Origin of the sequence: Arthrobacter sp. NQ4 (assembly GCF_029077345.1) — a bacterium.
Classification (GTDB): domain Bacteria; phylum Actinomycetota; class Actinomycetes; order Actinomycetales; family Micrococcaceae; genus Arthrobacter.
Genome location: NZ_JARETC010000020.1, coordinates 26140 through 36751, shown reverse-complemented (window position 1 = coordinate 36751; position 10612 = coordinate 26140). Strand labels below are relative to the sequence as shown.

The 10612-nt window shown below is 68.6% G+C and carries 11 protein-coding genes; 8 read left to right on the top strand and 3 right to left on the bottom strand.

Going from position 1 to position 10612, the window contains the following annotated elements; all coding sequences use genetic code 11:
* Both PUN51_RS20175 and PUN51_RS20170 read right to left on the bottom strand, forming a co-directional pair.
* On the bottom strand, nt 1-202 hold a 202-nt coding region (locus PUN51_RS20175), incomplete at its 3' end, for a phage holin family protein (RefSeq protein WP_275181341.1).
* Nucleotides 202-1170: a hypothetical protein gene (locus PUN51_RS20170; protein ID WP_275182303.1), complete on the bottom strand. Its 969-nt coding sequence runs from the start codon at nt 1168-1170 to the stop codon at nt 202-204. The genes PUN51_RS20175 and PUN51_RS20170, both read right to left, overlap by 1 nt.
* Nucleotides 1171-1355: 185 nt before the next feature.
* On the opposite strand from PUN51_RS20170, the gene ccmD reads away from it, so the two are divergent.
* Complete coding sequence (gene ccmD / locus PUN51_RS20165) at nt 1356-2195, top strand: heme exporter protein CcmD (protein ID WP_275182302.1); 840 nt, start codon at nt 1356-1358, stop codon at nt 2193-2195.
* A 92-nt stretch (nt 2196-2287) separates the two neighbouring features.
* Here ccmD and PUN51_RS20160 read toward each other — a convergent pair whose 3' ends face one another.
* The gene (locus tag PUN51_RS20160) at nt 2288-3328 is read right to left on the bottom strand and encodes an NAD-dependent epimerase/dehydratase family protein (protein WP_275182301.1); all 1041 of its coding nucleotides are present in this window, start codon (nt 3326-3328) and stop codon (nt 2288-2290) included.
* A gap of 146 nt (nt 3329-3474) precedes the next feature.
* Here PUN51_RS20160 and PUN51_RS20155 point away from each other — a divergent pair, with 146 nt between their 5' ends.
* The 7 genes from PUN51_RS20155 (at nt 3475) to PUN51_RS20125 (ending at nt 10579) form a co-directional block, all read left to right on the top strand.
* Entirely contained in the window at nt 3475-4434 is a 960-nt protein-coding gene (locus PUN51_RS20155) for a sigma-70 family RNA polymerase sigma factor (RefSeq protein WP_275182300.1), read from the top strand.
* 129 nt (nt 4435-4563) lie between these two features.
* Complete coding sequence (locus tag PUN51_RS20150) at nt 4564-5100, top strand: D-glycero-alpha-D-manno-heptose-1,7-bisphosphate 7-phosphatase (RefSeq protein WP_224024588.1); 537 nt, start codon at nt 4564-4566, stop codon at nt 5098-5100.
* The gene (locus tag PUN51_RS20145) at nt 5100-6188 is read left to right on the top strand and encodes a glycosyltransferase family 9 protein (RefSeq protein ID WP_159633790.1); all 1089 of its coding nucleotides are present in this window, start codon (nt 5100-5102) and stop codon (nt 6186-6188) included. Before PUN51_RS20150 ends, PUN51_RS20145 begins: the two co-directional genes overlap by 1 nt.
* Nucleotides 6185-7219: a glycosyltransferase gene (locus PUN51_RS20140; protein WP_224024592.1), complete on the top strand. Its 1035-nt coding sequence runs from the start codon at nt 6185-6187 to the stop codon at nt 7217-7219. The genes PUN51_RS20145 and PUN51_RS20140 overlap by 4 nt, the downstream gene beginning before the upstream one ends.
* Nucleotides 7216-8481, top strand: coding sequence for a glycosyltransferase (locus PUN51_RS20135; RefSeq protein WP_275182298.1), 1266 nt, complete (start codon nt 7216-7218; stop codon nt 8479-8481). The genes PUN51_RS20140 and PUN51_RS20135 overlap by 4 nt, the downstream gene beginning before the upstream one ends.
* Nucleotides 8478-9188 carry a D-sedoheptulose-7-phosphate isomerase gene (locus tag PUN51_RS20130; protein ID WP_275182296.1) on the top strand — a complete coding sequence of 237 codons (711 nt, stop codon included), beginning with the start codon at nt 8478-8480 and terminating at the stop codon, nt 9186-9188. The genes PUN51_RS20135 and PUN51_RS20130 overlap by 4 nt, the downstream gene beginning before the upstream one ends.
* A complete protein-coding gene (locus PUN51_RS20125) occupies nt 9185-10579 on the top strand; it encodes a PfkB family carbohydrate kinase (protein ID WP_275182295.1) in 1395 nt (464 codons plus the stop codon). The genes PUN51_RS20130 and PUN51_RS20125 overlap by 4 nt, the downstream gene beginning before the upstream one ends.
* Nucleotides 10580-10612 lie beyond the last annotated feature (33 nt).

The following is a 10612-nucleotide window of genomic DNA, read 5'->3' as shown; positions in this document are numbered from 1 at the left end:
CGATCCCGGCGCCGGCGAGCATGCCGGCGCCTTTGCCTGCGCGGGAGGTGGATTGTTTGAGTTCGGCTTTGGCCAGTTCCACTTCCTGGCGCATCAGGGTGGACAGGTCACGGGTCACGTCCCCGAGGAGGTCACCGAGTGAGGCGTTGTCCGCTTTCACGTGCGCCGCGCTGGGCGGCGGCTCCGGAATCTGGCTACTCATCACAGACCACCCGTCTGGCCGCCCCGGGTGCGGTCCTGGGTGAGGGGATCGTTTGCCATGGGATCGTCGGCGAGGGCGCGGTCGCGCAGCGGGTCGTCGGAGAGCTGGTTTCCTGACCAGGGCTCCTCCACGAGCTGCGGGCTGTCCAGGCCGCTGGCCGGACCTGCTGCTTCCGGATAGCTGCTGCCCGGTGCGCCGCCGTCGTATCCGGCCGTTGTGGTGGCCGGTGCGGGCAGCTGGACCGGCGGGGGCGGAACCGTCCCGCCCGCAACGGGGTATGACTGGTTGTACTGGTCGCCGTAGGTGGCGCCGGAGTACTGGCCGGACAGGCCCGCTGCACCGGTGCCGGCAGTGGATGTTTCGGGAGGGCCTGCGGTGAGTCCGCGGGTGAGGCGTCCGGCGAGGACGCCGGCGCCGGCGGCGAGGAGCAGGAAGGTTCCGGGGCGGTTGCGGGCGAACCGCTGGACCTCGTTCAGGAGGTCACCCGGCTCCCGGTTTTCCAGCCAGGTGGCCATGGAGGAGGTGCGTTCTGCCGCCTGGCGGACCAGGTCGCCGGCCATGCCCTGCTGGTCCGGGGCGTTGGCCATGCTGTGCAGCTGGGTGGAGATGTTGCGGATGCCTTCCGCGGCCTTCTGCTGCTGGGTGCCCGCCTGGCTGGTGAGGCCGGACTTTGCCTGGTGCAGCAGGTCCTGCGCATTGGCCTTCGCCTCATGCGCCACGTTCGCGGCTTCTTCCTTTGCCGTCTGGGCTACATTCTGTGCCGATCCCGCTGCGGTCCGGGCAACATCGGCTGCTTCTTCCTTGGCTGCGTCCTTGCGGGACGTGCCGTAGGCGTCACCAGCCTGGCTGCCGCCGGCGAGGGGAGCAGCGGTTGAGGGGAAGGTGGCGGGCTCCCGCTCGCCAGGGATTCCTGTATTGGCCGGGGGAGCCGTGTATGCGGGATCCTCGGGCCATTGGTTCTCTGTCATCTTCGCTCTCTTTCCAAGAAGGCCGGTTGTTGATCAAGAACCAGCAATACTGGCCGTAAAATGATAAGCATGATTACTAATGAAAGGTAAGTACCCTTGCTAAGCGAGTTATAACCGTTCCAAAAATGTCAGCCGGAATGGCGAGGGCCTGCCCGGTCACAACGAAGTGGAAAGTGGTGGGAAACGTGGATACAGCTCCATGGGTATGGGTGGTAGTTGCCGTTGTTGTGGTGGTACTGATCGTGCTGCTGCTCCTGGCCGGTGGAAGGCGCCGGAAAGCCATGCAGGAGAAGCGGGACCAGGAGCACCGGGAAAAGGCCGCCGAGATCCGGCGCGAAGCCGAGAACATGGAAATTGATGCCCGCGAACGGGAGGCCAAAGCCATCCGGGCGCGCGCGGACGCCGAGCAGGCGCAGGTTGACGCTGCACGGCTGCGCCAGGAAGCAGAAAAGCGCAGCCAGGAAGCCCAGTCCCTGCGAGGTGACGTTGCCAGCCGTACACGGAAGGCGGACGAACTTGATCCCGACGTAGGGACGGATGGCAGGCGGCAGGAGCGCCCCGTAGTGCACGACGCCCGGGACGAGCGCCGCGAAGGATACGACGCCGGGCAGGGGCGTCCTGTAGTGAATGCTGCCCGGGAGGATCGCCCTGTACTGAATGACGCCCGGGACGAGCGCCACGAGGGGCTTGACGCCCAGCATTTTCAGGGCAGCGAGGTCAATCGTGACGGGCGCGGTCCGGCCCACGCGGCTCCTGCCCGGGACATGGGCTCAGACATGGGCGGGGATGCAGCGTATCCCGGTGCTGGGAGTGCGGACACCGACCGTGGCGGGCGGTACGGCACTCCTGACGCCGGAGGTGGCCTTGGCGGGCACCATGACGCTCAGGCGGCGGGTGCCGAAGCCGGGATCCCTGAGGCAGAGGCTGAGGCTGGGCGGAGGCGCCAAGCGGACGCCAGGGACGCTGCCGCCGGGCATGGCGTGCGGGACGAGCGCGGCGAGGGCGACCCTCGAACCGGCATCTGAATGCACCGGCATGTGACCGCGCTGCCATCTGACGCGCAGCCATGAAAGATGGAGGCCGCCGCCTTTTTGGTGGCGGCCTCCATCGGGTGCCTTTAGGGGCGGTGCGGCTTCAGGACGGGGGAAGGACTGACTCCTTCCCCCTTTCCCATGCCCGCAAGCAGTTCCTTGACGGCATCGATCGACGAAACGTTCGGCTCCCAGGCCAAAATGCGTTCCGCGCGGCTGGTGTCCATGATGGGGGCGCCTGCGGCCATCTGCACCCATCCCGAATCGGTGGGTTGCACCCGGGCGCGCCACGTCAGGTCAACGACTGCATGGAGCAGCGCCATGGGGATGGGGAGGATCCTCTTGGCGCCAAGGATGCGCCCCAGTTCCTGCGGTGTCAGGACCGGCTCGGCGGCGATATTGAAGGCTCCGCTGGCACGCTGGTCCACCACCCGCCAATAGGCCTCGGCGACATCGTCGGCATGGACTGCCTGGAAAACCAGGTTGTCCGGGACGGGCAGTATCGGCAGCCATGGCTTGGGCGGCAACAGCCGGGACAGGACGCGGCCAAGGAAGTACCTGCCGATTTCAGCCCCCGCGTGTTCCTGGAAGATGAGAGCCGGCCGCAGCCGCGCGACGGCGATGCCCGGGTTCGCGGCCATGAAGCCGTCCAGGAGCTTCTCCTGTTCGGCCTTGTGCCGGCTGTAGTGCGAACCGGCCATTCCTCCCGCCGGCCACGACTCGTCCCTGCGCTGGTCCTTACCCGACTTGCTGTAGGCGCCCACCGAAGAGGCGCAGACAACCTGCTTGACTCCCGCCCGGCCTGCGGCATCCAGGACGTTTCTGGTTCCCATGACGTTGGTCCGGTGCAGCATGTCCAGGTCCCGGTTCGGCTGGATCTGCCACGCCAGGTGGACTACCGCATCAACCCCGTCCAGCGCCTGCTCCAGCCGGGGAATGTCCCGCTCCAGGCCCACATCCAAGGTGTGCCAGTGCACGCCGGCGTAGGGCTCCCGGGACGTGTCGGGAAGCCTGCGGCTGATTCCCACCAGCTCCAGGCTTCCGGGCTTTCTCTTCAGCTGGCGCTGCAGGTTTCGCAGCAGTGCTGTTCCCGCATTTCCGCTGGCTCCGGTGATGGCAATGCGCATGACGAGACTCCTAGGCGGGTTGGTCCGGTTGCCGTTTACATTCCGAGCTTATAGCGGAGAAGGATTGTTTTATAAGCAAGCTTATGATTTCCTACTTCTAAGTCTTGCCGCAGGCTTTCGGAACCAGACCGAGGGAAACCACACTCATGCCCGAATCCTTTGCCGCACTAGCCGTGGACGCTGCGCCCGTCCACCATCCACAGCCGGTATCCGTATCCCAGCAAACCCCTCCCGCCACCTCAGGGCGGCTCCGGGAGGCGTTCGAAAACGACCTGGTCCTAAGGTACCTGGACCTCGCAGAAGCTCTCGCAGCGCGCTTTGAAGCCCGTGGCAGGGAGCGGGCTGACCTGAACCAGGTGGCCTATCTGGGCCTGGTGAAGGCGGCGCGTGGTTTCGACCAGGCCAAAGGGGAGAGCTTCCCCGCCTACGCCGCGCCCACCATCACCGGCGAACTCAAGAGGTACCTCCGGGACCGGACCTGGGTTGTCCGCCCGCCCCGCCATATCCAGGACCTGAGGACCCGCCTGTTCCGGGCGGAGCCGGAGCTGACCCAATCCCTGGGCCGCAACCCCAGCGTTGCGGAGCTGGCCGGGGAGCTGGACAGTGACCCGGCAGAGGTGCAGGAGGCCATTTCGGCGTCCAGCAGCATGCACCCGGACTCCCTCGACGCCGTGAACCCGAACTCGGATGCACCCTCCATCGGCGAGGTGCTGGCATGCCCGGAAACTCCGCTGGAACGGCTTGAAGAGCTTGCCTGCCTCCGTGAGGCGATGCAGGACCTGGACGATTCCGACCGCGAACTTCTGTACCGGCGCTACTTCTGCGAGGAAACCCAGGTGCAGTTGGGAAAGCGGCTGGGAATGTCGCAGATGCAGGTCTCCCGCCGCCTGGCCAAGGTGCTGGTGGAACTGCAGCGCAGGCTGGAGGAAAGCACGCAATCCGGGAGCCCGGAGGCCACAGCCGGCAACGGAACGCCAGGCCGCGCCGTACGGCCAGGCCACCCGGCCGGCCCCGTTGCACCGTTCCACCGGACCGGGAGGGCCGGGCATGCCGGCGCTCCCGTCAAGCGCGTGGACCGGCGCCACGGCGGTACCGGGACCCGGTAGCAGCCCTGCTGCGCGGCACTGCACAAACCCTACATCTTGCCTGCTCAACTGCGTCTTCGTACGCCGCTGCCGCAGCCGGAAAGCCCGCGGCCTTGTTTAGGAGCAACAGCAGGAGGGAACTGGTTGGTTATGGGAAGCTCTGAAATGTCCAAGCTCCGGGCTGTCCTGTTTGACCGGGACGGGACCCTGGTGATCGATGTGCCTTACAACGGTGACCCCGGCAAGGTAAGGCCCGTAGCAGGCGCCAAATCAGTGCTTGACGGCCTGCGGGCGGACGGAATTGCCACCGGGGTGATCAGCAACCAGTCGGGTATTGCCCGCGGCCTGATTACGGCCGACGACGTGGCAAAGGTCAATGCCCGGGTGGAAGAACTCCTGGGACCGTTCGATGTGTGGGAGGTCTGCCCCCACGCGGAGCATGACGGCTGCTCCTGCCGCAAACCCGCTCCGGGCATGGTCCACAGCGCCTGCCGCAAGCTGGGAATCCACGAATCGGAGGCAGCCCTCATCGGGGACATCGGTGCCGACGTCGGGGCAGCAGAGGCTGCCGGCGCCATCGGGGTCCTGGTCCCCACGCCCGTAACCCGTGCCGAGGAGGTGGCCGCGGCGCGGCTGGTCGCTTCCGATCTGGCGTCCGCCGTAAGCCTGCTGCAGGAGACGCCCTGATGGGGCGCGTCCTGGTGGCCCGGCTGGACAGCATGGGCGATGTCCTTCTGGCCGGCCCCGCGGTCCGCGCGGTGGCCAACGGCCGCGCCCAGCATGGCGGCAGCACCAACCATGTGGTGATGCTGTGCGGCCGGCAGGGTGAAGCGGCCGCTGCCATGCTTCCCGGCGTCGCCGAGGTCTACAGCTGGGACAGCCCCTGGATCATGAATCCGGCACCCCGGATGACCGGCCCGCACGCGGACCGGCTGATCGAATACGTCCGTAATTCCCGCATCACCGAAGCCGTTATCCTCACCTCTTTCCACCAATCACCCCTGCCGTTGGCCCTGTTGCTGCGCCTGGCGGGCGTGGAGCGCATCACCGGTGCCTCCACCGATTACGCCGGCTCGCTGCTTGACGTGCGCCTGAAACCGGGGGAGGACTTTCCCGAAGACCAGCCCGAAGCGGAACGGGCGCTGGGCATCGCCGAGGCCGCAGGCTTCCGGCTCCCTCCGGGCGATGACGGAAAGCTGCGCGTCAACTCCGTGACCGAAGTGGCAGCGCTCGTGGGTACGGAGCCCTATGTCGTGGTCCACCCCGGAGCGGCAGTTCCTGCCAGGGCGTGGCCTCCTCTGCACCATGCGGCCGCCGTCGAGCTCCTCCAGGGTGCCGGCTACCGCGTCGTGGTGACCGGCGGTCCCGGCGAGACGTCGCTGACGGCCACGGTGGCGGGCCCCTCCGCCCTGGACCTCGGCGGACGGACCGACCTTGCCACCATGGCAGGCGTCATGGCCGGCGCCGATGCCGTCATTAGTGGCAACACCGGCCCGGCCCACCTGGCAGCCGCGGTGGGCACACCCGTGGCGTGCCTGTTTTCACCCGTGGTCCCGGCCATCCGCTGGGCGCCCTACGGCGTGCCCCTGGAACTCCTTGGGGACCAGAACGCACCCTGCCGCATGTCCCGCGCCCGGGTATGCCCGGTTCCCGGCCATCCGTGCCTCGACTCTGTCTCGCCCGAGGAAGTCGTGGCGGCCGTGGAACGCCTGATCAGCGGAGTGAGCTCCTTCAGCACCCACGTCAGCACCCGTAGAAAGGCCCGCAACAGATGAGAATCCTGCTCTGGCATGTCCACGGTTCCTGGACGGACGCTTTTGTCCGCGGCCGTCACGAATACCTGCTTCCCGTCCTGCCCGAAGGCGGGGCCTGGGGACTGGGCCGCGCCGGCAGGGACTGGCCGGAATCAGTGCGGGAGGTGGACCTGGCGGCCCTCGACGGCGACGCCGTGGACGCCGTCGTCCTCCAACGGCCCGAAGAAATCGACGAAGTGGCCCGGGCCCTGGGCCGGATCCCCGGCGTCGACCTGCCGGCCGTGTTCGTGGAACACAACACGCCCAAAGGCAATTTCCCAAACATCAGCCATCCGCTCGCCGACCAGACCGTGATCCCGGTGGTCCACGTGACCCATTTCAACCGGTTGGCGTGGGACAACGGCGCCGCCCCCACCACGGTAATCGAGCACGGGATCCCGGACCCTGGACAGCTGTATACGGGCGAGCTGCCCGAGCTGGGCGTCGTGGTCAATGAGCCCGTCCGGCGTGGCCGGGTCACAGGGACGGACCTCCTGCCCGCCTTCGCCTCCGTGGCGCCCCTGCAGGTGTTCGGCATGAAGACCGACGGGCTCGCGGCAGCCACCGGAATCGGGGACGCGCGGCTGACGTCCCGTGGCGACCTCAAAACGCGGGACCTGCACCGGGAGCTTGCGCGCTGCCGGGTCTACGTCCACCCGATGCGCTGGACCTCGCTGGGGCTGTCCCTGTTGGAGGCCATGCACCTGGGAATGCCCGTGGTGGTGCTTGCCGCCACGGAAGCTCCCAGGGCAGTGCCGCAGGAAGCCGGCGTGGTCTCGGCAGACATGGATGAGCTGCTTCAGTGCGCCGGGCGCCTGGTCGCCAATCCGGATGAAGCCCGACGGCGGGGACTCGCCGCCCGGGAGGCGGCGCTGGAGCGTTATGGCCTGGGCAAGTTCCAGGACCGCTGGGATGAGCTCCTGGCGGACCTGCGCAGCCGGCCCCGGCACTCCGTCAACGAACGGCCGGACGAGCGGATCCTCGTCCCGGCGCGGGAGAGGAAGACCCCATGAAAATCGCGATGATTTCCGAACACGCCAGTCCCTTGGCGGCACTGGGCGGGGTGGACGCCGGCGGCCAGAACGTTCACGTGGCCGCGCTGTCCGAGGCCCTTGCCAAGCGGGGCCACCACGTCACCGTCTATACCCGCAGGGACGCAACGGAGCTCCCCGAACGGGTCCGGGTAGGACGCGGCCTCGAGGTGGTCCACGTGGACGCCGGGCCCGACCGCCACGTGCCCAAGGACGACCTGTTGCCCTACATGGGGGAACTCGCGGACGGGGTGGCCAGGGACTGGGGGCAGCGGCCGCCGGATGTGGTTCACGGCCACTTCTGGATGTCCGGCCTGGCCGCACTGGACGCCGCCAGGCGGCCCGAGACCGGATACCGCGTCCCCATGCTCCAGACCTTCCACGCGCTGGGTACCGTCAAACGCAGGCACCAGGGCGCCGAAGACACCAGCCCCGAGGAACGCCGCTGGCTGGAACCGGGAGTGGGACGTTCCGCGGACCGGATCATCGCCACCTGTTCCGACGAAGTCTTCGAGCTCAAGGCCATGGGCATCGCCACCGGAAAAATCTCGATCGCGCCCTGCGGCGTGGACCTGAACTTCTTTTCGCCGGAGGGGCCGGTGGCCGCAAGGAAGCGCCGCTACCGCATCCTGTCGGTGGGCCGGCTGGTGCCGCGCAAGGGCGTCGACCTGGTGATCCGCTCCCTCCCGTACCTCAAAGCGGCGGGATTCGAGGACGTCGAACTCCTGATCGTGGGCGGCGGCGGGGACTCCACCGTGATGCACAAGGACCCGGAAATCCGCCGCCTGCTGGACCTTGCCGCCGAGCTCGGGGTATCCGGACACGTGACGCTGCAGGGACAGGTGCCGCGGGCCGAAATGCCGGGCATCTTCCGCAGCGCCGACGCCGTGGTGTGCGCGCCCTGGTACGAGCCCTTCGGCATCGTGCCGCTGGAGGCCATGGCGTGCGGCGTTCCGGTGGTGGCTGCTGCAGTGGGCGGCCTGCGGGACACCGTGGTGGACCACGCCACCGGCCTGCACGTGCCACCCCGGGATCCCGAAGCCATTGCATCGGCCCTGTCGCTGCTCCTGGAAAACCCCACCCTCAGGGCAAAGCTGGGCCAGGCCGGAGAGCGGCGTGCCCGCACCCGCTACTCCTGGGACCGGGTGGCCGCGGAAACGGAAAAGGCCTACCAGCTTGCCGTGGCCGGGGCGCCGGCCAGCGCTTCAGCCGGAATCGTACCGATGGAAGGAGCCGCACTGTGACCGCCGAATCATCCCTGCGCGAAGCAGACCTGCGCACCCTGACCGCAGCCCCGGCACTGCCTGCGGTGCTCCCCGGCGCCACGTTCGTTGATCCCGCCAGCGCCGACGCGGTCCGCCTGCACCTGGACAACGTGCTTCCGGCGCTGGACTCGCTGCGCAGCCAGTCCGGCCGGCTCGCCGCCTGGGGCGTGGAGCTGGCACAGCGCCTGCTGCGCGGCCAAAGGCTCCTGGCTGCCGGCAACGGCGGATCTGCCGCCGAGGCGCAGCACCTGACCGCGGAACTGGTGGGCCGGTTCGACAGCGAACGCGTCCCCTTCTCCGCCATCTCCCTGCACGCCGAATCGTCAGCCATGACCGCCATCGCCAATGACTACGGCTACGACGACGTCTTTGCCCGGCAGGTGCGCGCGCACGGCCGCTCCGGCGACGTGCTGATACTGCTGTCCACCAGTGGGAAGAGCCCCAACCTGCTGCGGGCCGCGGACGTGGCCGCCCGGCTCAACATGACCACCTGGGCGCTGACCGGCGCCGGTCCCAACCCGTTGGCGGACGCCTGCGATGAGGCAGTCATGATCGACGCCCTGAACGCCAACGCCCAGGAAGGGCACCTGATCGCCCTGCACGCCGTCTGCCGCGCCTTCGACCTCGAGGTTGCCCGGCACACGCCGGCCCCTTTCCCCGGGATGGCAAACGGGGGCCGGCAATGAGGATCGTCGTCGTGGGCGACGTCATGCTCGACGTCGACCTCTCCGGTGAAGCCACCAGGCTCAGCCCGGACGCCCCCGTCCCCGTCGTGGACATTTCCGGCGTCCGCCGCCGTGCCGGCGGCGCGGGCCTGGTGGCGCGCATGCTGGCCCAGGACGGCTGGCCCGTCACCCTGGTGACAGTGCTGGGGGATGACGACGCCGGCAGCCAGTTGCGCACGCACCTCGCCGGAGTGCAGCTCGTGGCAGGAACCAGCCGCTACCCGTCGCCGGTCAAGACCCGGGTGCGGGCAGGCTCCCATCCGGTGGTCCGCTTTGACCAGGGCTGCGAACGCACTCCCATCCCCGACGTCACCCCGGCCATGCTGCGCGCAGTGGAAAAAGCCGGTGTGGTCATCGTGGCCGACTATGGCAGGGGACTGGCAGCCAACCCCCAGCTGCGCGGGCTGCTGGGCCGCCTGGCCGGTTCGGTGCCCATCGTGTGGGACCCGCACCCCTCAGGCCCGGAACCGGTACCGGGGGTTGCCGTAGTGACACCGAACATTTCCGAAGCGACCAAGGCGGTCCAGGCCGCGGGGAACGTCCCCACCTCGGTGGAGGGTGTTGCGCAGGTCCTGCTGGAGCGGTGGCGCAGCCAGGCCGTCCTGGTGACCAAAGGCGAAGAAGGGGCGGTCCTGCTCCAGCAGGGGGATGCCTCTTCCCGCGCCGTTCCAGCCCCAAGGGTGGAAGCCGGGGACCCCTGCGGAGCCGGCGACCGCCTGGCGGCCGGCCTGGCAGTGCACCTCCTGGCTGGCCGCGGGCTTCCCGAAGCTGCGGCGCTCGCCGTCCATGACGCCGCCGACTTCCTGGCGGCCGGAGGCGTGTCGGCGCTGCCCGATACCCAGGGGCAGGATGCGGACCCGGACCACCAACGTGGTGCACCGGGCCGCGGCCGGAGCACCACCGAACCGCTGCTGCTGGCCCGCTCCGTGCGCCAAAACGGTGGGAAGGTAGTGGCCACCGGCGGCTGCTTCGACCTGATCCACGCCGGCCACATCAGGTCCCTCGCCGCCGCCAGGGAACTGGGGGACTGCCTCATCGTTTGCCTCAACTCGGATGATTCGGTGCGGCGGCTCAAGGGCCCGCAGCGGCCCATCATCGGCCAGCACGACAGGGCCGAACTGCTCCTCGCGATGGAATGCGTGGACGCGGTGATGGTCTTCGACGAGGACACCCCCGAAGCCGCCCTGGACCGGCTCCGACCCGACATCTGGGTCAAGGGCGGCGACTACAAGGGAGCCCGCCTGCCCGAGGCCGACCTGGTGGAACGGTGGGGCGGCCGCTGCCTCACCGTTCCCTTCCACCCCGCCCGTTCCACCACAGGCCTGGCGGACGCGCTCGCCAAGGTCAGCTGAACTTCTCTTCGCATTGTCTTGTTTTCCCCATTG

What these genes read in the sequence shown, in the direction of transcription:
- PUN51_RS20170 (WP_275182303.1), bottom strand. Translation starts at nt 1,170, where the DNA reads ATGACAGAGAACCAATGGCCCGAGGATCCCGCATACACGGCTCCCCCG.
- PUN51_RS20160 (WP_275182301.1), bottom strand. Translation starts at nt 3,328, where the DNA reads ATGCGCATTGCCATCACCGGAGCCAGCGGAAATGCGGGAACAGCACTG.
- PUN51_RS20155 (WP_275182300.1), top strand. Translation starts at nt 3,475, where the DNA reads ATGCCCGAATCCTTTGCCGCACTAGCCGTGGACGCTGCGCCCGTCCAC.
- PUN51_RS20150 (WP_224024588.1), top strand. Translation starts at nt 4,564, where the DNA reads ATGGGAAGCTCTGAAATGTCCAAGCTCCGGGCTGTCCTGTTTGACCGG.
- PUN51_RS20145 (WP_159633790.1), top strand. Translation starts at nt 5,100, where the DNA reads ATGGGGCGCGTCCTGGTGGCCCGGCTGGACAGCATGGGCGATGTCCTT.
- PUN51_RS20140 (WP_224024592.1), top strand. Translation starts at nt 6,185, where the DNA reads ATGAGAATCCTGCTCTGGCATGTCCACGGTTCCTGGACGGACGCTTTT.
- PUN51_RS20135 (WP_275182298.1), top strand. Translation starts at nt 7,216, where the DNA reads ATGAAAATCGCGATGATTTCCGAACACGCCAGTCCCTTGGCGGCACTG.
- PUN51_RS20125 (WP_275182295.1), top strand. Translation starts at nt 9,185, where the DNA reads ATGAGGATCGTCGTCGTGGGCGACGTCATGCTCGACGTCGACCTCTCC.